The following is a 20,545-nucleotide window of genomic DNA, read 5'->3' as shown; positions in this document are numbered from 1 at the left end:
TGGTCGTCATGCGTCTGGGGGACTAGAAGGGGAACACAACCACGCAATCCACGCAATCCATGCAATCCATGCAATCCACGATATGCAATGAGGTGGCCTGAGCGGCAGAACCACGCGGAGAATAACGTCGAGCGTCGTTTTTTGGACGCCTGGGGGTCAGAGGTGGCAGGTTCAAATCCTGTCAGCCCGACCGCGTGTGAAGTCCCAGGACATCGTTCACTCGATGTCCTGGGACTTTTTGTTGTCTGGCGAGGCAGGCCCCGCATCATCGACCCGGGCATGTCCCGGGTCATCGGCCCGCCTGGCCAGGCCCTCATCCTAGGAGTTTCCGGCCTGCGGTCCGGTTGGCCAGCCTCCGGTCGGCACCGATGTCATCGCGAAGCAGGGCTTCCCGTACGGACAGGAACTAAGGGGCCAGGCCTTCTTCACGGTGCCGGCCAGCAGGGTCCTGACCCAGCGCGTGCTGACTGCCAATCGGCTGGCGGCTTCGGGCACGGTCAGTTCGCCCTTCACGATTGCGTGGTTCCTAGTTTGCGGGCTCTTCGCGAACAAGGGTCCGTCGCTATCGTCAGGAACATGGGCGGAGGACGAACGTATTCGGGCTCTTCGCGAACGAGGGTGTAGTCGGTTGAGCGCGTCGGTGTCCGGGTAGGGGTCGAGGTCTCCCAGCTGATGGAAGCTCTTCACGCTTGCCATCCCGAAAGACCTCGACATGTCCCACCCTACTTTCGAGACCCCTGACCTGACCACGTTCTGCCGCCTCGATGAGCTCGGTCTGGTCGCTGTCGGCCAGCTGATCCAGCCGAACCGGGCGAGGATCGAGCGCCGGCCGGTCGCGACTGATCCGTGGTGCCGGGAGTGCGGCACCGAAGGCACGCCGAGAGACACGGTGACGCGTCGGCTCGCGCACGAGCCGCTCGGGCATCGGCTGACGACCCTGCTGGTGCGGGTGCGCACCCTGCCGACGCACGTGGCGGCAGGACATGACACGCGCCGCCACGCGACGAGCGAAGATCTCCCGCCTCGGCGTGGAGTGGGCGCTCCGGGGCATCGTCATCGACCACCTCACCGTGACATGTATCGCCGCAGGCCTCGGGGTCTCCTGGAGCGCCGCGAACACTGCGGTGCTTCACGAGGGCCAGCGTCGACTCATCGACGATCCTGCCCGGTTCGATGGGGTTACCACGATCGAGGTCGACGAGCACGTCTGGCGGCACACCCGGCGCGGGGACAAGTACGTGACCGTGATCATTGATCTCACCCCGGCCCGTGAGAAGACTGGCCCCGCACGGCTGCTCGCCATTATCGAGGGCCGTTCCAAGACCGTGTTCAAGCAATGGCTCGCCGCCCGACCGAAGGACTGGACCCAGCGGATCGAGGTCGTCGCGATGGACGGGTTCTCTGGGTTCAAGACCGTCGCCGCTGAAGAGCTCCCCGACGCCGTCCCGGTCATGGATCCCTTCCACGTTGTCCGCCTCGCCGGCGACGCTTTGGACCAGTGTCGACGACACGTTCAGCAGGACCTGTTCGGCCGCCGCGGGATGAAAAACAACCCTCTCTACAGAGCCCGCCGCGCCCTCTACACCGGCGCGGACCTGCTCACAGACAAGCAGCGCTTTCGGCTGGAGGCGGTGTTCGGTAGCCAGGAACACGTCGAGGTCGAGGCGACCTGGGGCATCTACCAGCGCATCGTCGCCGCCTACCGGGAACCCGAGAAGAAGAAAGCCAAGGAGATGATGCAGGCCGTGATCACCTCCGTCACCAGAGGAGTCCCGGTCGACCTCGTCGAGTTGCGACGCCTCGGCCGCACGCTGAAGCAGCGTGCCACTGACGTCCTGGCGTTCTTCGACCGGCCCGGCACCAGCAACGGGCCGACCGAAGCGATCAACGGGAGGCTCGAACACCTCCGCGGCTCCGCTTTGGGCTTCCGGAACCTCACCCACTACATCGTTCGCTCACTACTCGAAGCCGGCGAATTCAGACCCGCGCTACACCCTCAATCTTGAAGAGCCCCTTAACCTCGGAGATCAGTCGCCGATCCCGGCGTTCTCTGGACAGCGGGCGGGGATCGGCCGTGACTTCTTCAGAGATAGACCGGTGCCCGAAGGCAGGATCGTCCCGGGGATAGTCGACGGCGGCTTGGATTAAGGGGAATCCTACTCAGTCTCGGATCGACTCTGGTTTGGCAGTGCCCTGTTCCTAGGCCAATCTGGAATAACTCAGCACTCGGCACGTCACCGCACCTGGGGAACCTTGATCGCAGCGTCGCCGGTGGCCAGCTCGCGGACCAATGGGTGCGCTATCTTTGTAGCTTGATGTCGCGGGACAGACAGGCTGTTGCACGGGTCATGACTTCCGCGTCCTCTTCCAGACGCCGGATGCGCATGTTGACCTCGCACAGGTTCGCAGCTTCGAGGGACACGACCTCGGACTTTTCGCTGCTGTCTCCTTCGCCAAACCGGACAGTCAGGTTAGCGCGAGTCGATCGAGAACCTGCCGATATTTGTTGATGAATTCGTCCGCAACCCCTTCGACATCCGAGTAAAATGCATCTGAGTCGAACCCGTGTACCTCATCGAGTTTCAACAAACTGCGTACCCGCTTGACATCTTTGACTGCCACCGGGAACTGTGGTCGAGGGTATCCCATTTTCGCTGAGAACCGTCCATTGGGCGTGTCTCGATAGACCTTTATGAAGTTTCTGCTCGGCTTGCCAAATTCGCACCCTTGTTCTTCAAGCTGTGCACGCAACTCCTGAAATTTCATCTGTCGATCACCGCGCGTAAGATCGCGAGTCTTCCCGTCCAGCCAGTTTGCCAATCCTGCGACTTCCGAATCAGAGTTTCGATTCTGTCCTGGCGGAATGTAGAATGAGTGATCTGCCACGCTTGTGGCCATTTCATACAATTCGTCCTCTGAAGTTCCTATTAGCAGCGTCCGGTTCTTTTGGAGCACGACGAGCATGGAGACTAGAGCGGTTCTCTTGTTTCCATTCTCGAACGGGTGATTCAGGGCCATGCCATAGAATAGAGTGGCTGCGACCTCAGCCACGGTCGTGTATTTCTTTCTCGCGCCCATTCCCACCGTTTGGCGGCTCACGGCACTTGCAAGTAGCGAAGGCCTCAGGGGGCGTTCGGCTCCAAAATCTAGTCCTGCTAGACCGCTAGTGGCAAGTCGCTTTCTAATCAGCAGGACATCTTCGTCGTCCAAGTACTCCACCTGATGACCATACAACACGTCAGGGCTTATACATAGATCGAAAGGCTTAGTAGTGCAGTCTTGAGCTCTAGGCGCGTGCACGGCAAGGCGGTGATGCGCCGGTTTGCGCCACGGTTTGGCCGCTATTGTAGTGATATCGATTAATGAGCCAGAGCTCTAGCTGGCTGACGCCTATGGGGTGGGTTTAACTGGCTTCGATTGATGTCGCGTTGCGATCAGGTGGGAGAATGAGCGTAGCGTTACTTAATTGGTAGCGCTCGCTGGGTGATGATTCTTCGCATCGCTGCTTTGCGGTGTTCTTCGACTTGCCGCACCGTCACAACTTGATGGACTTCATTCGCACCTTCTCACAGTCACTGGTTGTCGGCCCAGCTTGCTTTCCGCCGAGTCCCCTTAAGCTTTTGCCTCCAGCCCTGTCTGGTAGAACCATGGGCGGATCTGGTCTTTCACCGACGCTTGGTTCAGGTTTGTCTGTCATCGGTGCGATTAAGTGGTGCAGGTGCCCTCACCCCTCCATCACCCTCCTGACCTCCTCGATCACCTCCAGCGCCGCCGCCTGCGCGGCGTCGCCGTCCTGGTCGCGGATCGCCACGAACAGCGCTTCGTGACTGTCATCCAGGCCGCCGGCAGTCGCCATGGAACCAGGAGCGCTCCCGCCCACCACCGAGTGCAGCGACGCATCGAAGCTCGCGTACAGCGCAGCGAGCAGCTGATTGTGTGACGCGGCCACCACGCCGAGGTGGAACGCGACGTCGTGGTCTGTGAAGGCCTCAGCGTTCTCGCGCCGCGCCGCCGAGCGCCGCGCCAGCAGCGCCGCCTCCAGCAGAACCAGATCGGCAGGGGAGCGGTTCTCCGCAGCCTCCCGCGCCGCCAGCGCATCCAGCGCGCGTCGCACCCGCATGACCTCGCCGGCGTCGGCCACCCCGAGCGTGCGCCGCAACGCCACCTCGGTGGGGTCCTTCGCGATGACGTAGGTGCCATCGCCCTGACGCGCCTCCAGCAGCCCCAGCTGCACCAGCGAACGCACGCCCTCCCGCACGGACGGGCGGCTCACGCCCAGCTCGGTGACCAGGTCCGCCTCGCTGGGAATCCGGGCGCCCACAGCCCAAGCGCCAGAGATGATCTGGGCTTGCAGGCTGTCCACCACCGTATCCACCAGGGATCGGCGTCGAATCGGTTTCATGGGTTTCATTCTGGCCGACTCTAGCGTACGGTGTGACAAACGTCATATAACCTGATGAACGTCATTCACCTACGAACATCAGATGACCTGATGGAACCAGGGACCGCCGGCCGCGCCACAAGCACCACCCGGCCGGACCGCCCCATCATTCACCTTGCAATCCCCAACCCGAAAACACAGGAGTTCTCGTGGTCTCTCGCAAAAAGGCAGCCGGTACCGCAGCGGTCCTCACGGTCGCAGCCCTCGCTCTCGCCGGCTGCAGCGGCGCCGCCAAGGGCGGTGCCTCCGGCCCCGCCGAGCTCAGTCTCGACCTCAACAACCTCGCCACCACCACCCCGGCCGGCACCACGCCCGTCGACAATGTGAAGTGGAACCTGCCCTACGAGCCGTCCTCCATCGACCCCATCTTCACGTGGAACTACGCGGAGAACACCGTGGACGCCAGCCTCTGCGAGAGCCTCATGCGCATGAAGCCGGACCTCTCCCAGGAGCCCGGTCTCGCCAGCAAGGTGGAGACCCAGGATGACAAGACCGTCATCTACACCATCCGTGACGGCGTGAAGTTCTGGGACGGCAAGCCCATGACCGCCGAGGACGTCGCTTTCTCCATCCAGCGCCAGACCGGCTCCAGCACCAAGAGCTACTGGGCCGACTACTTCAAGAACGTCGCCTCCGTGGCCGTCACCGGCGCCAACCAGGTCACCGTCAAGCTCTCCAAGGCCGACGTCCTCTTCACCCAGGCCATGGGCTCCGCCGCCGGCGCCATCGTGGAGAAGGCCGCCGTGGAATCCGGGGGCCAGGCCTTCGGCACCCCCAAGGGCAACCTCCAGTGCACCGGCCCCTACAAGGTGGGCAAGTGGGACTCCGGCAAGAGCCTCACCATGGAGCGCAACGACGCGTACTGGAACACCGCCGTCAAGCCGCTGGTCAAGCAGGTCACCTTCAGCTTCATCGCGGATGAGTCCACCGCCATCAACGCCCTGCGCACCGGCGACGTGGACGGCCAGTTCTTCTACCTCCCGCCGGCCGGCCTGTCCCAGCTGCAGAAGAGCGACAACGTCACCACCACCTTCGGCAAGTCCTTCGTCTTCTGGACCTTGGCCCCGCTGAACAAGGACGGCGCCCTGGGCGATGAGAAGATCCGCCAGGCCCTGTCCCTGGCCATCGACCGCCCGGCCCTGACCAAGGTGGTCTTCCAGGGTGCCGCCATCCCGGCCCCGACCATCGCCGGCCCCGCCATGTGGGGCTACCAGCAGGACACCTTCGCCGAGGCCGCCAAGAAGTACGGCACGGACCCCAACATCGAGAAGGCCAAGCAGCTGGTCCAGGAGGCCGGCTCGCCGAAGACCCCCATCGTCCTGGCCGTGCAGGGCAGCTCCGCCGTCCACGAGCAGACCGCCAGCGCCATCCAGGCCGCCGGCCAGGCCATCGGCCTGAACGTCCAGACCAAGGTCATCCCGGTGGAGCAGTTCGGCAACATCTACTTCGACCCCGCCGCGCGTAAGGGCCTGGACGGCTTCTTCACCACCAACTACAGCGACTTCGCCGACCCGCTGAACGTCTACGCCTTCTTCCAGACCGGCAACTCGCACGACTACATCGGCTGGAACACCGCCGACGACCAGATCACCAAGGCCCTGGCCACCTCCAACGAGGCGGATCGCGCCAAGCTCGTGACGGACATCCAGGACAAGGTCACCACCGGCCTGCCCTGGATCCCGCTGGCCTATGAGCCCACCACGCTCATCCAGAACAAGCGGATCTCCGGCGCCGTCCCCTCCTTCTCCTACCTCTACGCCCCGTGGGCCGTGACCATGGGCGGGACCAAGTAGTCTCATGTCGTTCTCCGCTTACATCCTGAAGCGCATCGGGGGGCTGCTCCTGGTACTTCTGGTGACCTCGTTCCTCGTGTTCGGGTTGCTGTACCTGGCACCGGGCAGCCCCCTGGCCTTCATCCTCGGCCCCCGTGGCGGCACCCCCGCCCAGATCGCCGCAGTCACCCAGCAGTACCACCTGAACGACCCGTTCATCGTGCGCTACTTCGCCTGGCTGGGCGACCTGTTCCGCGGCAACCTGGGCGACTCGATCGTCTACCGGCAGCCGGTCTCCGACCTCCTCTTCTCCCGGGCGGGCACGACGACGGCGCTCGTCTCCCTGGCCGCCGTCATCATCGCGGTGGTCGGCATCCTCGCCGGCACCTTCGCCGCGCTGCGCGGCGGCTGGGTGGACCAGGTGGTCTCCACCCTGGCGGCCATCGGCCTCTCCACCCCGGTGTTCGTGGTGGGCGTGGCGCTGATCAGCCTCTTCGCCGTCGGGCTCGGCTGGTTCCCCACCTTCGGTGTGGGCTCCGGCGGCTTCGACACGATCTGGCACCTGTTCCTCCCGGCCGTCGCCCTGAGCGTCGCCAGCGCCGCCTACCTGGCCCGCATCACGCGGACCGCGGTGAACGAGGAGCGCACCCGCGAGCACGTCCAGACCGCGACCGTGCGCGGCCTGTCCCCGCGGCTGATCGTCCGCCGCCACGTCCTGCGCAACGCGCTCATCCCGATCACCACGGTGCTCGGCCTCACCATCGCCACGCTCATCGCCGGCGCCGTGGTGGTGGAGAACGTGTTCGCCCTGGACGGGCTCGGATCCCTGCTGGTCAAGGCCATCCTGCAGCGCGACTTCGCCGTGGTCCAGGCCGTGGTCCTGGTCCTGGTGGTCGCCTTCGTGGTGGTCAACGCGATCGTGGATGTGCTCTACACCTTCATCGACCCGCGCATCTCCCTGGGGAGCAAGCAATGAGTGAGCAGGCAGTGACTGAGCAAGCTTCGAGCGCACAGACCCAAGCCCCCGCCGTCGCAGTCAAGAGCGACGGCGAGCACCGCGAGCCCGTACTCCGCCGCATCCTGGACCGCCTCGGCGTCGTCGGTGTGATCGCGTCCGTCGTCCTGACGGTCATCGTGATCGCCGCCGTGTTCGCGCCCGTCCTGGCACCCTACGATCCGAACTTCCCGGATCTCATGGGCGCCCTGGCCGGGCCGTCCGCCGACCACCTCCTGGGCGCCGACGCCCTGGGCCGCGACATCCTGTCCCGTCTGATGTTCGGCGCGCAGGTCACCCTGGCCGGCCCCGGCCTGGTCATCCTGCTCTCCACCATCGTCGGCACCGTGCTGGCCCTGGTGGGGGCGTGGTGCGGCGGCCGCGTGGACGCCGTGATCATCTGGGTGCTGGACATCCTGTTCGCCGTCCCCGGCATCGTGTTCGGCCTGATCGCCGTCGCCATCTGGGGTCCCAGCCTGTTCACCGTGGTGGGCGGCCTGGCCGTCGCGTACATCCCGTACGTGGCCCGCGTGGTCCGCGGCGCCGCGCTCCGTGAGCGCAATCTGCCGTACGTCTCCGCGGCCTGGCTGCAGGGGCACTCCGGCTTCGGGATCACCACCACCCAGATCCTGCGGAACGTGCAGCCGATCGTGATCGCCCAGGCGGTCTCCTCCCTCGGCTTCGCCGTGATCGACCTCGCGGCCGTGTCCTTCCTGGGCCTGGGCGTCCAGCCCCCGACGGCGGACCTCGGCCTCATGGTCAAGAGCGGCTTCGACTCGACCCTGCGCGGCTACCCGAACGAGGCCATCGCCTCCGGCTGCCTGATCGTCCTGATCGTCTGGTGCGTCACCGTGATCGGCGACCGCCTCATCTCGAATGCGAGGAGCGTGTGATGACCGAACCACTGCTTCGGCTGGACAACGTCAAGGCCACCCTGCGGCGCCGCCGCAGCGAGCAGGTGCTGCTCAACGGCGTCTCCTTCGAGATCGGCCAAGGCGAGGCCCTGGGCCTGGTGGGGGAGTCCGGCTCCGGCAAGTCCCTCACCACCCGCGCGGTCACCCGCATGCTGGACCCCGCCTTCCGCGTGGATGGGAGCATCACGTTCGACGGCGCGTCAGTCCTGGGCATGAACGCCTCGGCGCTGCGGAAGTACCGGCAGAAGGACGTCGGGATGATCTTCCAGGATCCCCGCGCGCACGTGAACCCGGTGCATTCGGTGGGGGACTTCCTCACCGAGGCCCTGGTCCGCGACCGCGGCGTCGATCAGCGCGAAGCCGAGCGACGCGCCGTCGCGCTTCTGGACGAGGTGGGGGTGCGCAACCCGGAGGCCCGCCTCCGGCAGTACCCGCACGAGCTCTCCGGCGGTCTGCTGCAGCGCGTCATGATCGCGAGCGTCCTGCTCGCCGAGCCGCGGCTCATCCTGGCCGATGAGCCCACCACGGCCCTGGACGTCACGGCCCAGTCCGATGTGATGGCGATCCTGGACGAGCAGCGCAAGGCGCGCGGCCTGTCCCTGCTGTTCATCACGCACGACCTGGAGCTCGCAGCGGCCTGCTGCGACCGGCTCGCCGTCATGTACGCCGGCGAGATCGTGGAGCAGGGTGCGCACGTGTACGACACGCCGACGCATCCCTACACGGTCGAACTGCTCGGCGCCCGCCCGGACATCGACGCGAAGGCCGAACGGTTGCCCGTGCTGACGTACAACCGGGAGATCCACGAAAGGCTGAAAGCTGAGGCGATGGCATGAGCACCACTGACGAACCGATCATCGTCGCGAAGAACCTCCGCAAGGTCTTCCGGGCGCCGCGCGGGGCCAAGTGGGACCCGATCATCGCCGTCGACGACGTGTCCTTCGAGCTGTACCCGGACGAGTGCCTCGCGATCGTGGGGGAGTCCGGCTCCGGCAAGACCACCGTGGCCCGCATGCTCGTGGGACTGGAGACCGTCACGGACGGCTCCTTGACCGTGCGCGGCGAGTCCCGGGCCAAGGGCGTGAAGCACCTGGCAGACCGGCGCCGCTGGGCGCGCGAGGTCCAGTACGTGTTCCAGGACCCGTACTCCTCCCTCAATGGGCGGCAGCGGATCGTGGACATCATCGCGGCCTCCGTCGCGCTGCACGACACCGCCAAGGGCACGACGCCGAAGGCGGCCGCGCAGGGCATCCTGGACAGCGTGGGGCTGGGGGAGCGGTTCTGGACGAAGTTCCCGCACCAGCTCTCCGGCGGCCAGCGGCAGCGCGTGGCGATCGCCCGGGCGCTCGCGGCTGATCCGGGCGTGATCGTCCTGGACGAGGCCGTGGCCGCGCTGGATGTGTCCATCCAGGCCCAGATCCTGAATCTGCTGGCGGACATCAAGGCCGAGCGGAAGGTCAGCTACCTGTTCATCTCTCACGACCTCGCCGTGGTCAACCAGATCTCGGACCGCATGATCGTGATGGAGCAGGGCAAGGTGGTGGACCAGGGCGTCACCTCCGAGATCCTCGCCAACCCGGTCCAGCCGTACACTCGGGCCCTGCGCGCCGCGGTGCCGAGGGCCGGCTGGAAGCCGGTGCGGAGGGAGAGGTTGGCGGTGTAGGACCGGCCCTTTGAACCCCGTGCCGTGAGGGTGCCGCTCACGGCACGGACGATGCGCAGACCGCACCTGAAGAATTCTTCGGGGGCGGTCTGTTGCTTTGAGGGCCCGTGCCGCTCAGCTCGCTACTGAGGGTCCCAAATCGCTGCGGACTGTATCGATTTCAAACCTCGGATGGCGAGCTCAGCCGGTGTGGACGGTTTCGAGGAGGCGGGTGTGCGCCGTGCCGACCAACGCCGGGGAGTTGTCCCGGGTGGTCCAGACGCGGGTCCGCAGGAACTCCAGGAAGCCGGCCGCGTGGGCCTCATCGGAGAACTCGAGGTCGATCAGGACGTACGCGGGATCGTCGGACGGTCTGCGGATCGTGTACTCCAGCACTCCCGCTTCCGTACGGGCCGGGGCGAACCGTTCGAAGGCGGAATGCCAGGTTTCGAAGTCGGTCACGGCGTGCTCGATGTGCAGGGTTGTCATGGCTCCTCCTTGGGTTACAACGGGTCCATGACTCGACGCTAATGCCGGCCGCAGGGCGCTGTGCATCCCAGGAAGTTGGGTGTCTGCCGGTCCTATACTGAGGCTGTGATCGCAACAGTGGGGTCCTCCGCACTCCTGGCGAACATCGAGCGGGTCTGTGCGCACGGAGGCGCCGGGCGGGCCCTTCGGCTGAAGATCCTTGACGAATTGCGGCGCTCCGTCGCTTTTGACGCGTTCGCGTTCGTCCTGACGGATCCCATCACCGGTGTGGGCGCCTCACCCGTGGCGGAGGTGCCGTGCCTGCCCGAACTCCCACGGCTGATCAGGCTGAAGTACCTGACTGAGATCAACCGGTGGACCGACCTTCCGGACCGCTTCGTGTCCCTGCTCGCCGCGACGGACGGGGAGCCGTCCCGGAGCCTGCTCTGGCGGGAGCTTCTCAAGCAGTATGGAGTGGTGGACGTCGCCTCCGCAGTGTTCCGGGACCGTCATGGATGCTGGGCGTTCCTGGATCTCTGGCGCACCGCACCCGGACTGCCGTTCACGGCTGCCGAGCTCGCGCGATTGAGCCTGGTGGTCCCGGCCGTCACCGATGGGCTCCGCCGTGCACAAGCTGCGACGTTCGTGCAGACTCAGGCGGGCCGCGAAGCGCTCCGGGGCCCGGTGGTCCTTCTGCTGTCGCCGGACCTTGACGTGCTCGCTGAAACCGTGCCCACCTTCGAGTACCTCCGTGCCCTGATGCCGTCGTCGGACGGCCAGTCTCCGGTCCCCGCAGGCGCCTACAACGTCGCGGCCCAGCTGCTCGCCCGCGAGGCCGGGGTCGACGACGGCACGGCGAGCGCGTGCGTCCATGCCGGCGGTGGACACTGGTTCACCTTACGGGCCGCGCGGCTCGGCGGGCCTGGTCCGTCCGCCGACGGAACTATCGCCGTGACGATCGAGGACGCCTCCGGGGCGGATCGGGTGGCACTCTTCGCACGGGCCAACGCGTTGACCGGCCGGGAGACCGAACTGCTCACCCACCTCAACGCCGGGAAGGACACTCACGACATCGCCGCGCAGATGCATCTGTCCGAGCACACCATCCAGGATCACCTGAAGGCCATTTTCACCAAGACGGGCATCCGCACCAGGCGCGGTCTTCTCAGCCACGTGCGCGGCCGCTGAATTCGCTGCTGAGGTGGACTTCGGCGCATCCTGATCTCAGCGGGTCCAGACTCCTAGCCCCGCCCCCAGAGCTCCACCGCAGGTCCGGCGTGGCGGTCCAGGACCTCGGGGATCGGGGTGGCTCCGAGGCCGGGGCCGCTCGGCACGGCGACGGTGCCGTGGTCCAGCACGATCGGCTCCGTCACGTCCTCGGCGTAGAACCGCCCGGACGCGGAGATGTCGCCCGGGAGCGTGAACCCGTCCAGCGCCGCCAGCGCCGCATTCGCCGCCCGGCCCAGCCCCGTCTCCAGCATCCCACCGCACCACACCGCCACCCCGTGCGCCCGCGCCAGATCGTGGATCCGGCGGGCCTCCAGATAGCCGCCCACCCGGCCGGGCTTGATGTTGATGACCGACGCCGCACCCAGCGAGATCGCATCCGCGGCGTCCTTGGCCGATTCGATCGACTCGTCCAGGCACAGCGGCGTGCTCATGAGCTGCGCCAGCTTCGCATGCTGCAGCAGATCGTCCTCCGCCAGCGGCTGCTCGATCAGCAGCAGCCCGAACTCGTCCAGCCGGTGCAGCTGCCGCGAATCCACCAGCGTGTACGCGGCGTTCGCGTCCACCTGCAACGGCACCCCGTCCCCGAATTCCTTCCGCACCGCGGCCACCGGCTCCACATCCCAGCCCGGCTGGATCTTCAGTTTGATCCGGACATACCCCTCCTCGAGGTACCCGCCCACCGTGCGCAGCAGATCCTCCACCGAATCCTGGATCCCCACCGACACGCCGGACGGCACCTCGGTTCTCGTCGCGCCCAGGTACGTGGCGAAGGACAGGCCGTGCGCCGTCAGTTGGGCGTCCAGCACCGCCATCTCCAGCGCCGCCTTCGCCATCCGGTGCCCCACGATGTGCTCCAGCCGCGCCGAGACCGTCTCCGCCGTCAGCTCCGCACCCGCCTCCTGGGCCTCCTTCAGCGCCGGAACCAGGTACTGCTCGGTGACCGCCCGCGCGCCGCCCAGGTACTCGGAGGAGTACACGGGATCCGCCAGCGCCACGCACTCGCCCCAGCCCACCGCCTCCACGGCACCCGCCGCGGTCTGCACGGTCCCGGCCACCCGCAGCAGATAGGTGCGCTTTTGCGTCTGCGTCCCGAACGAAGTGGTGAACGGCGCCACGATCGGCAGGCTGACCTCGCGCAGCTGAAGGGACTCGATGATCATGCGGACCTCCGGGAGAACACGTAGCGGCCGGCCTGGCTGAACCCCATGGGAATCCAGTCCTCGGAACTGAGCAGGGGAGTGATGGCCTCGCGCAGCGCGAGACGCCAGGACCGGGCGAGCGATGGCGAGTCGAGCCGCATGCGCTCGATGTCGGATGGGATCTGCAGCGCCACCGTCGCGGCGGACAGCCGCGCGCTGTCGAGTACCGAGCTGTCGATCACCGGGCGGCCGTCCGGCGTCGCGCTCAGTAGCAGCGCGGCGTCGTCGTCAATGGGCGGCACGACGGCGGCGGGGGAGCCGCCGTCGTCGACCCTCCAGGAGACGGTCATGCGATCGCTCTCATCGCCCCGGTTGATGCCGTCGGTCAGGACGCCGTAGTAGTTCGTCGTGTACGCGGTGGGCGCCGCGCCGAGGGACGTCAGATTGAAGTGTGCGTTGCGCGCCACGAGCGGGTCGAACGTCCACCGGATCGTGTCGATCCCGCGCTCGCGGCACCACTGCCGCTGGTGCTCCTTGAGCCGGCGGCCCAGCCCGGCACCGGCGTGTGCGGGGAGCACGCCCGCGATGTGCGAATGCAGCGTCCGGCCCAGCGGCTCGACGTGGAAGCCGATGCAGCCTCCCACGAGTTCGCCGTCCACGAACAATCCGGATACGAAGTGCCCGCCGCCGCGCAACGCCACCAGGGTGGGGATGTCCATCATGGTGTGCCCCGGTTCGGTGCCCCAGATCCGGTCGAAGACCCGCACCAGCGCGGCGAGCTCGTCGTGCCCGTCCAGGAGCCGGATCCGGACCTCGCCGCTCACGGCGTCCTGCCCTCGGACAGGACCTCATCGATGAGGGCTGCGAGCAGCGCCATCCGTGGCGCCAGGCCGGCGACGACCGCGTGCTCACCGTCGGCATGTGCGCCACCGCCCCACGCGCCCAGGCCGTCGAGGGTGGGCACCCCGAGCGCGGCCGTGAAGTTGCCGTCCGAGCCACCGCCCACGGCCAGCGGCTCCACGACGCCCAGGCCGTGAGCAGCCGCGAGCCGTCGCGCCCGGGCGAACAGCTCCGCGCTCGCCGCCGCTTCGAGAGGTTCCCGGTTCACCCCGCCGTCGACGTCGAGCACGACGCCGGGCACCTCCGCCGTCAGCGCGCGGATCGCCGCGTCGCAGCGCAGCTGGGAGGCCGACGTCGTGGCTCGGACATCCACATCCACCCACCCCTCGGCCGGCACCGTGTTGGTGGTGGTCCCGCCCTGGATGACCGTGGGCACCACGGTCAGGCCGGGCTCGGTGCCGTGCAGCGCCGCGAGCTTGAGCACCACGTCCGCCAGGCCGACCACCGCGTTCACCCCGGCATCGGGGGCGAGCCCAGCATGGGAGGCGAGGCCGTGCGCCGTGATGCGGTACATGGAGACGCCCTTGCGTTCGGTCTTGAGCTGTCCGTCGTCCCCGCCGGCCTCCAGGACCAGCACGGCGGCGGCTCCGGCCGCGGTCTCCTCGATGAGCGCGCGGCTCGCGGTGGAGCCCACCTCCTCGTCGCCCGTCACCAGTACGGTGACGCCGTCCAGGCTCCGTCCCTGGTCCCGGAGGATCCGCAGCGCATGCACCGCCATGGCGATACCGGTCTTCATGTCCACGGATCCGGGGCCGCGGAGCACGCCGTCGCTCACCCGCGCGGGGAGACTGCTTAGGGTTCCGTGCGGCCAGACCGTGTCATGGTGGGCCAGGATCAGGACCTTCGTGGGGCCGCCGAAGCACAGCCGCAGATGGCTCACGCCGTCGACCACGATCCGTTCCGGCGCGGCGCCGAGGCGCTCCTCCAGCAGGGCGGCCACCGCGTCCGCGCTCGTGGCGACGGCGGCGAGGTCGGACGACGGCGACTCCACCCGCAGGAGCGCGATCGCGTCGTCGAGCAGGGGGCCGAGCCGGCTTTCGGCCTGACCGCGCAGGCCGCTCAGCGGAGCCCAGTCCGTCTCGACTGCGTCGGTTGGGGTGCGCATGAGTCCTCCCGGATGGATCCGCGGCCCGTGCCGCGTGCACGGCGCCTGACTCCATCCAAGCAGGGGTGCCGCTCTGCAGACGAGGGCCGCGCCGCGTCTACCGCGTGTCCACGTCCTCGAACACCAGGAAGGTCTGGGTGTCCAGGACCTCCGGCATGTTCTGCAACTGGTCGAACACCACGCGGCGCAGATCGGCGTTGTCCACGGCCCGGACCAGGAGGATGACGTCGAAGTCCCCGCCCACCAGCGCCACATGGTGCACCTCGGGGATCCCGGTCAGCTTGGACCGCAGCTCCCGCCAGGAATGCTGGCGCACCTTGAGCGTCACGTAGGCGCTGGACCGGAGGCCGGCCTTCAGTGGATCCACCAGGGTGGTGTACTTCGTGATGATGCCCTGCTCCTGGAGCCTGGCGATGCGGTTGTAAGCGTGCGCGCGGGAGACGTGCACCTTCTCCGCGATGGTGGTGACGGACTGCCGCGCGTCCTCCGTCAGGAGCGCCAGGATGGCGCGGTCCACATCGTCCACGGAACCTCCTGTGAGCCAGCTCATATTGAACGTTTCGTCTACAGAATAGCGGTGATTAAAACCACAATTCCATGATTTCCGGACTTGGTGGATACGAAACGTCGCCCAGGACCATACTGATGCCAACACGTGAGCCAGGACACCATGCTGCGAGGAGCCATCATGACCATTTCCGTCAGCTCGCCGGGAGGCGGGGAGACGAGCCTTGCGGAGGCCGTCAAGAACTTCGGGATAAGCATCGAGGACTACATGCTCCCGGTCCACGGGCAGATCCAGATCCTGTCCGAGGACGGAACCATGCTCCCGGAGGACCGCCGCGGCTCCAGTCCGGGCCATCAGTACCCGGTCCCGCCGGACGAGGAACTCCTTGCCGCCTACCGCCGCTTGGTGATCGGCCGCCGCGTCAACGACCAGAACTCCGCCCTGGTCCGCCAGGGCCGCTTGGCCGTCTATCCGTCCAGCCACGGTCAGGAAGCCTGCCAGGTGGCGTCGGCCCTCTGCCTGCGCGACGGCGACTGGATGTTCCCCACCTACCGCGACGCCGTCGCGGTCATGACCCGCGGCGTGGACCCCGTGGACGTCATGACCATCTTCCGCGGCGACTGGCACGGCGGCTACGACCCGCACGCCCACCAGGTGGGCATCCAGAGCACCCCGCTCACCACCCAGCTGCTGCACGGCGTCGGCGTCGCGCACGCCGCCAAGCTCCGCGGCGAGGACACCGTGGTCCTGGCCATGTGCGGCGACGGCGCCACGAGCGAGGGGGACTTCCACGAGGCCCTGAACTTCGCCGCCGTGTTCCAGCTGCCCGTGGTGTTCTTCGTGCAGAACAACCAGTACGCCATCTCCGTGCCGCTGGCGCACCAGACCGCCGCGCCGTCCCTGGCGCACAAGGCCGTCGGCTACGGCATGGCCGGGGAACGCGTGGACGGCAATGACATCGTGGCGCTCCTGGCCGTCCTGGACCGCGCCGTCACCCTGGCGCGTGCCGGCTCCGGCCCGCTCCTGGTGGAGGCCAACACCTACCGCATGCAGGCGCACACCAACGCGGACGACGCCACCCGCTATCGCAACCAGGCCGAGGTGGAGGCGTGGGCTGCCAAGGACCCGCTCAACCGCATGCGCCACTATTTGCGCGCCGCCGGGCAGCTGACCGACGACGTCGAGGCCTCCTTCGCGCGCGACGCCGAGGAAGTCGCCCAGCACCTGCGCGAGGGGCTGAGCGGCGAGCCGGAGATCGATCCGCAGGACCTCTTCCGCTACGTCTTCACCGAACCCACCCCGCAGCTGCGCGAGCAGGCGGCCTTCCTGGCCGATGAGATCGCCCGCTCCGCAGACACCGCACCCGCCGACCTCGCGAAGGAGCACTGAGATGACCACGGTAGCCGAGGCCGCCGCGGCCCGTGCGGCCGCGAACGCCGGACCCGAGCCGGTGACGTTCGCCAAGGCCCTCACCACCGCGATGGCGGACGCCATGCGCGCCGACGACGGCGTGGTGGTGTTCGGCGAGGACGTCGCCACTCTGGGTGGTGTCTTCCGCATCACGGACGGCCTGCAGAAGGAGTTCGGGGCGCAGCGCTGCTTCGACACCCCGCTGGCCGAGTCCGGGATCGTCGGAATGGCGCTGGGCATGGCGATGAACGGGCTGCGTCCCGTCATCGAGATGCAGTTCGACGCGTTCGCCTACCCGGCGTTCGAGCAGATCGCCAGCCACGTGGCCAAGATGCACAACCGCACCCGGGGGAAGGTGACCCTGCCGCTGGTCATCCGCGTCCCGTACGCGGGCGGCATCGGCGGCGTCGAGCATCACTGCGATTCCTCGGAGGCCTACTACGCCCACACGCCCGGGCTGAAGGTCTTCACGCCGTCCAGCGTGGCGGACGCCTACCGGCTCCTGCGGGAGGCCATCGCGAGCGATGACCCCGTGGTGTTCATGGAGCCCAAGAAGCTGTACTGGTCCAAGGAGGCCGTCTCGCTCGAGACCCTGCGCTCGGAGTTCGACGCCGGTGCCACGCCGCGCGCGGAAGGCCGCGCCGCCGTCGTGCGTCCCGGCACCGACGCCACGATCATCGCCTACGGCCCTGCCGTCCCGCCGGCGCTCGCCGCCGCGGAGGCCGCGGCGCTGGAAGGGCGGAGCGTGGAGGTGGTGGACGTGCGCACCATCGTCCCGTTCGACGACGAGACCGTCTGCGCCTCCGTGCGTAAGACCGGCCGCGCCGTGGTGGTGGCCGAGGCCCAGGGCTTCGCCTCCGTCGCCTCCGAGATCACGGCCCGCGTGCAGGAGCGCTGCTTCCACTCGCTCGCCGCGCCCGTGCGCCGCGTGACCGGCTTCGACATCCCGTTCCCGGCGCCCAAGTTCGAGCACTGGTACCTGCCGGGTGTGGACCGCATCCTGGACACACTCGACGAACTGCAGTGGGAGGACTGATGAGCCGCGAATTCCTTCAGCGCACCTTTCTTTTGCCCGATCTGGGGGAGGGCCTGACCGAGGCCGAGCTGGTCCGCTGGCTCGTGGCCCTGGGCGACGTGGTCACCATCGACCAGCCTGTGGCCGAGGTGGAGACCGCCAAGGCCGTGGTGGAGGTGCCCTCCCCGTTCGCGGGCACGGTCGCCGCGCTGCACGGTGAGCCGGGGGAGACGCTCGACGTCGGGAAGCCGCTGATCACGATCGACGACGGTGTGTCTCAGGCGTCCGACTACCGGACGGAGGAGCGTGCCGGTTCGGCGGTTCCGGCGGAGGGTTCCGGCAATGTGCTGATCGGCTACGGGACCTCCGGCGCGACGAGCGGCGGGCGGACGCGTCGGCGGAAGGGCATCGCGGACACAGCCACGGTGGCGACGTCCGTCATGGAGCGCGCCGAAGCCGTCCGGGTCGTGTCGCCGCTGGTCCGCAAGCTGGCCCGCGAACTCGGGGTGGACCTGAAGGCCGTGAGCGGATCCGGCGCGGACGGGCTCATCCTGCGGCGCGATGTCGAGCAGGCGGGGTCTGGTGCCGCTCCCGCGGCAGTCTCCGCGCCCGCACAGTCCGCCGCCGGCGAGCTGGACGCCTCGAGCGGCCTGCCCATCGCCTCCCGCACGGCAGTGCGGGGGGTGCGCCGCGCCGTCGCGCAGGCCATGACCCGCAGCCGCACCGAGATCCCCGAGGCGACGGTCTGGGTGGATGTGGACGCGACCGCGCTCGTGGAGCTGCGGGCGGGGCTCAAGGAGAAGGACCCGGAGGAGGCACCGAGCCTGCTGGCGTTCATTGCGCGGTTCGTGCTGGCCGGCCTGGCGAAGTACCCCGAACTGAACACGCGGATCGAGACGTCGGCGGACGGGAGCCAGGAGATCGTCGCGTTCGACGGGGTCAACCTGGGGTTCGCGGCGCAGACCGAGCGCGGATTGGTGGTGCCCGCGATCCGCGGGGCGCACTCGCTCAGCGCCCGTGGGCTGGATGCCGAGCTGAGGCGGCTGACCGCCGTCGCGCGTGACGGGAAGGCGACGCCCGCCGATCTGTCAGGCAGCACCTTCACGCTCAACAACTACGGCGTGTTCGGAGTGGACGGCAGCGCCGCGATCATCAACTATCCCGAGGCGGCGATCCTGGGCGTCGGCCGGATCATCGACCGGCCGTGGGTGGTGGACGGCGCGCTCGCGGTCCGCAAGGTCGTGGAACTCTCGCTCGTGTTCGATCACCGCGTCTGCGACGGCGGCACCGCGGGCGGCTTCCTGCGCTACGTCGCGGACGCGATCGAGAACCCGGGCACGGTCCTCGCGGATCTTTAGGACGTTGACTGCTCAGTTGTGGCGACCTATCCGGCCCGGAAGCCGCCACAACTGAGCACTCAACGGGGGGGGGGGACTCCTAGAATGTCTCCATGCCTCCTCTCGTCCGCAGTACCTCCGCATGAAGAGTGCCGGGGGACGCCTCCTGACCGGGCTGGAACTGGACCGTGCCGCGGACCGGCCCCTGCACCAGCAGCTGCACGAACAGCTCAAGGGGCAGATCCTGGGCGGCGCCCTGCCCAGCGGCACCCGTCTGCCGTCAACGCGAACGCTCGTCAGCGAACTCGGCGTCTCAAGGATCACCATCGTCACGGCGTTCGAACAACTCACGGCGGAGGGTTTCCTGCGCTCGCGGGCCGGGGACGGAACCTATGTGGATTCGCTGTGGAGTGACCGGGCACCCGCCCGCCCCTTGCCCCGGCCGCCCCTGTCCGAACGCGGCGCCGCCACCTCGGCTCGCGGAACCAGCTTGTTCACCGACGCTCCCCATTCATGGGCCCCGTCGGAGACCGAGTCGTTCGTCGCCAGTCAGGTCGCGGCCTCAGCGTTTCCCGCAGCGGCCTGGAAGAGGCTGCTCGGCCGTCACGCCGGGCGGACCGATCAGTCTCTCATCGGCTACGGGGACCCGCACGGGCTCCGCGCTTTGCGTGAGGCGATCTCCGAGTACGTCAACGATGTCCGCGGCCTTGACTGCACCCCCGATCAGGTGGTGGTCACCTCCGGTGCTCAGCAGGCGTTCAACGTGCTCTCCGTTCTTCTGCTCGATGCCGGCGACACCGTCCTGGTCGAAGACCCGGGCCACATCTCGGGCCGGCTCGCCTTCCAATCGCAGGGCTGTCCGCTGCACGGCGTCCCGGTGGACGACGACGGGGCGGTACCTCCCGCCGTCGACGACGGCGCGCGCCTGGCCTGCCTCACTCCGGCCCGCCAGCATCCGCTCGGCGTCGCCATGAGTCCGGTGCGGCGCGCCGAATGGATCGCCTGGGCGCAGCGCAACGGCGGCTGGATCGTGGAAGACGACTGCGACAGCGAATTGCGGTACCGGGGCAAGCATCTGCCCACGCTCTTCGGGCTGGATCCGAGCCGGCACGTGATCATGGTGGGGTCGTTCAGCAAGGTCCTGTCCCCGTCGATCCGTCTGGGGTACTGCATCCTTCCCGAGGATCTGGTGGAGCCGTTCGCGACGGCGTCCTCCGTCATCGGGCGGCCGCCGGCGGTGCTCTTCCAGGCGGCCATGGCGGACTTCCTGGCCGAGGGGCAGATGCACGCCCACTTGCGGCGCAGCCGCAAGCTGTATGCCGCTCGCCAAGAAGCGCTCCTGGAGGCGCTCGGGCAACAGCTGCCGTATCGGCTCCACGCCGCCCCGGTGGATTCCGGGCTCCACGTCATGGGGTGGCTCCACGGCGCCGAGGATGACGTGGAGGTGGCGCGGGGACTCGCGGCCCGTGGCGTGTACACCTATCCACTGGGGGAGTACCGCGTCACGCGACGTCTGCCCTCGGCACTCCTGATCGGCTTCGCCGGGACCGCTGCCGAGCACATGCCGCAGGCGGTCGGGAGGATGGCCGCAGCCTGGGACGCCTGGGAGCGTTCCTCGGCACGGCGGTAAATGGACTTAACGAATTTGACGATAATGGATATTTTTCAGC

The 20,545-nt window shown here is 67.8% G+C and carries 17 protein-coding genes and 1 pseudogene; 11 read left to right on the top strand and 7 right to left on the bottom strand.

The window, feature by feature from the left end:
- Positions 1-712: 712 nt before the first annotated feature.
- A pseudogene (locus tag Q9R02_RS15405) lies at positions 713-2,006 on the top strand (ISL3 family transposase).
- Positions 2,007-2,466: 460 nt separating this feature from the next.
- On the opposite strand, the gene Q9R02_RS15400 reads toward Q9R02_RS15405, so the two are convergent.
- Together Q9R02_RS15400 and Q9R02_RS15395 are read right to left on the bottom strand one after the other, a co-directional pair.
- Positions 2,467-3,219 carry a type II toxin-antitoxin system death-on-curing family toxin gene (locus tag Q9R02_RS15400; protein WP_305997593.1) on the bottom strand — a complete coding sequence of 251 codons (753 nt, stop codon included), beginning with the start codon at positions 3,217-3,219 and terminating at the stop codon, positions 2,467-2,469.
- A gap of 505 nt (positions 3,220-3,724) precedes the next feature.
- Positions 3,725-4,402, bottom strand: a complete 678-nt coding sequence (locus Q9R02_RS15395) for a FadR/GntR family transcriptional regulator (protein ID WP_305997592.1) — start codon at positions 4,400-4,402, stop codon at positions 3,725-3,727.
- Between the two features lie 188 nt (positions 4,403-4,590).
- Between Q9R02_RS15395 and Q9R02_RS15390 the strand changes: the two genes are divergently transcribed.
- The 5 genes from Q9R02_RS15390 to Q9R02_RS15370 are packed head-to-tail and all read left to right on the top strand — an operon-like array spanning position 4,591 to position 9,784.
- Entirely contained in the window at positions 4,591-6,234 is a 1,644-nt protein-coding gene (locus tag Q9R02_RS15390; RefSeq protein WP_305997591.1) for an ABC transporter substrate-binding protein, read from the top strand.
- Between the two features lie 4 nt (positions 6,235-6,238).
- Positions 6,239-7,189, top strand: a complete 951-nt coding sequence (locus Q9R02_RS15385) for an ABC transporter permease (RefSeq protein ID WP_305997590.1) — start codon at positions 6,239-6,241, stop codon at positions 7,187-7,189.
- Between the two features lie 11 nt (positions 7,190-7,200).
- Positions 7,201-8,100: an ABC transporter permease gene (locus Q9R02_RS15380; protein WP_305997589.1), complete on the top strand. Its 900-nt coding sequence runs from the start codon at positions 7,201-7,203 to the stop codon at positions 8,098-8,100.
- Positions 8,100-8,957, top strand: coding sequence for an ABC transporter ATP-binding protein (locus tag Q9R02_RS15375; protein WP_305997588.1), 858 nt, complete (start codon positions 8,100-8,102; stop codon positions 8,955-8,957). The genes Q9R02_RS15380 and Q9R02_RS15375 overlap by 1 nt, the downstream gene beginning before the upstream one ends.
- Complete coding sequence (locus Q9R02_RS15370) at positions 8,954-9,784, top strand: ATP-binding cassette domain-containing protein (RefSeq protein WP_305997587.1); 831 nt, start codon at positions 8,954-8,956, stop codon at positions 9,782-9,784. The genes Q9R02_RS15375 and Q9R02_RS15370 overlap by 4 nt, the downstream gene beginning before the upstream one ends.
- Before the next feature lie 180 nt (positions 9,785-9,964).
- Here Q9R02_RS15370 and Q9R02_RS15365 read toward each other — a convergent pair whose 3' ends face one another.
- Complete coding sequence (locus Q9R02_RS15365) at positions 9,965-10,252, bottom strand: hypothetical protein (RefSeq protein ID WP_305997586.1); 288 nt, start codon at positions 10,250-10,252, stop codon at positions 9,965-9,967.
- Between the two features lie 105 nt (positions 10,253-10,357).
- Between Q9R02_RS15365 and Q9R02_RS15360 the strand changes: the two genes are divergently transcribed.
- A complete protein-coding gene (locus tag Q9R02_RS15360) occupies positions 10,358-11,419 on the top strand; it encodes a helix-turn-helix transcriptional regulator (RefSeq protein ID WP_305997585.1) in 1,062 nt (353 codons plus the stop codon).
- 53 nt (positions 11,420-11,472) lie between these two features.
- Here Q9R02_RS15360 and menC read toward each other — a convergent pair whose 3' ends face one another.
- The 4 genes from menC to Q9R02_RS15340 all read right to left on the bottom strand — a co-directional run bounded on the left by menC (position 11,473) and on the right by Q9R02_RS15340 (position 15,155).
- Complete coding sequence (menC, locus tag Q9R02_RS15355) at positions 11,473-12,621, bottom strand: o-succinylbenzoate synthase (RefSeq protein WP_305997584.1); 1,149 nt, start codon at positions 12,619-12,621, stop codon at positions 11,473-11,475.
- Positions 12,618-13,424: a GNAT family N-acetyltransferase gene (locus Q9R02_RS15350; protein ID WP_305997583.1), complete on the bottom strand. Its 807-nt coding sequence runs from the start codon at positions 13,422-13,424 to the stop codon at positions 12,618-12,620. The genes menC and Q9R02_RS15350 overlap by 4 nt, the downstream gene beginning before the upstream one ends.
- Entirely contained in the window at positions 13,421-14,605 is a 1,185-nt protein-coding gene (locus Q9R02_RS15345) for a M20/M25/M40 family metallo-hydrolase (RefSeq protein WP_305997582.1), read from the bottom strand. The genes Q9R02_RS15350 and Q9R02_RS15345 overlap by 4 nt, the downstream gene beginning before the upstream one ends.
- A 97-nt stretch (positions 14,606-14,702) precedes the next feature.
- Positions 14,703-15,155 carry an Lrp/AsnC family transcriptional regulator gene (locus Q9R02_RS15340; RefSeq protein ID WP_305997581.1) on the bottom strand — a complete coding sequence of 151 codons (453 nt, stop codon included), beginning with the start codon at positions 15,153-15,155 and terminating at the stop codon, positions 14,703-14,705.
- A 138-nt stretch (positions 15,156-15,293) separates the two neighbouring features.
- On the opposite strand from Q9R02_RS15340, the gene pdhA reads away from it, so the two are divergent.
- The 4 genes from pdhA (at position 15,294) to pdxR (ending at position 20,505) form a co-directional block, all read left to right on the top strand.
- On the top strand, positions 15,294-16,502 hold the full coding sequence (gene pdhA / locus Q9R02_RS15335; RefSeq protein WP_305997580.1) for a pyruvate dehydrogenase (acetyl-transferring) E1 component subunit alpha: 1,209 nt from the start codon (positions 15,294-15,296) through the stop codon (positions 16,500-16,502).
- Position 16,503: 1 nt separating this feature from the next.
- Complete coding sequence (locus tag Q9R02_RS15330) at positions 16,504-17,559, top strand: alpha-ketoacid dehydrogenase subunit beta (protein ID WP_305997579.1); 1,056 nt, start codon at positions 16,504-16,506, stop codon at positions 17,557-17,559.
- Positions 17,559-18,896, top strand: coding sequence for a dihydrolipoamide acetyltransferase family protein (locus Q9R02_RS15325; protein WP_305997578.1), 1,338 nt, complete (start codon positions 17,559-17,561; stop codon positions 18,894-18,896). The genes Q9R02_RS15330 and Q9R02_RS15325 overlap by 1 nt, the downstream gene beginning before the upstream one ends.
- Before the next feature lie 121 nt (positions 18,897-19,017).
- Positions 19,018-20,505 (top strand): MocR-like pyridoxine biosynthesis transcription factor PdxR, encoded by a 1,488-nt coding sequence (gene pdxR, locus Q9R02_RS15320; protein WP_305997577.1) that lies wholly within the window; start codon positions 19,018-19,020, stop codon positions 20,503-20,505.
- Positions 20,506-20,545: the final 40 nt, after the last annotated feature.

The sequence above is a fragment of the Arthrobacter horti genome (genome assembly GCF_030731045.1).
Lineage (GTDB): Bacteria > Actinomycetota > Actinomycetes > Actinomycetales > Micrococcaceae > Arthrobacter_E > Arthrobacter_E nanjingensis.
Note: the sequence above shows the minus strand (reverse complement) of the source record. Positions and strands in the feature narration are given on the sequence as shown.

What these genes read in the sequence shown, in the direction of transcription:
- Q9R02_RS15340 (WP_305997581.1), bottom strand. Translation starts at nt 15,155, where the DNA reads ATGAGCTGGCTCACAGGAGGTTCCGTGGACGATGTGGACCGCGCCATC.
- menC (WP_305997584.1), bottom strand. Translation starts at nt 12,621, where the DNA reads ATGATCATCGAGTCCCTTCAGCTGCGCGAGGTCAGCCTGCCGATCGTG.
- Q9R02_RS15330 (WP_305997579.1), top strand. Translation starts at nt 16,504, where the DNA reads ATGACCACGGTAGCCGAGGCCGCCGCGGCCCGTGCGGCCGCGAACGCC.
- Q9R02_RS15370 (WP_305997587.1), top strand. Translation starts at nt 8,954, where the DNA reads ATGAGCACCACTGACGAACCGATCATCGTCGCGAAGAACCTCCGCAAG.
- Q9R02_RS15325 (WP_305997578.1), top strand. Translation starts at nt 17,559, where the DNA reads ATGAGCCGCGAATTCCTTCAGCGCACCTTTCTTTTGCCCGATCTGGGG.
- pdhA (WP_305997580.1), top strand. Translation starts at nt 15,294, where the DNA reads ATGACCATTTCCGTCAGCTCGCCGGGAGGCGGGGAGACGAGCCTTGCG.
- Q9R02_RS15365 (WP_305997586.1), bottom strand. Translation starts at nt 10,252, where the DNA reads ATGACAACCCTGCACATCGAGCACGCCGTGACCGACTTCGAAACCTGG.
- Q9R02_RS15385 (WP_305997590.1), top strand. Translation starts at nt 6,239, where the DNA reads ATGTCGTTCTCCGCTTACATCCTGAAGCGCATCGGGGGGCTGCTCCTG.
- Q9R02_RS15375 (WP_305997588.1), top strand. Translation starts at nt 8,100, where the DNA reads ATGACCGAACCACTGCTTCGGCTGGACAACGTCAAGGCCACCCTGCGG.
- Q9R02_RS15395 (WP_305997592.1), bottom strand. Translation starts at nt 4,402, where the DNA reads ATGAAACCGATTCGACGCCGATCCCTGGTGGATACGGTGGTGGACAGC.
- pdxR (WP_305997577.1), top strand. Translation starts at nt 19,018, where the DNA reads ATGAAGAGTGCCGGGGGACGCCTCCTGACCGGGCTGGAACTGGACCGT.
- Q9R02_RS15345 (WP_305997582.1), bottom strand. Translation starts at nt 14,605, where the DNA reads ATGCGCACCCCAACCGACGCAGTCGAGACGGACTGGGCTCCGCTGAGC.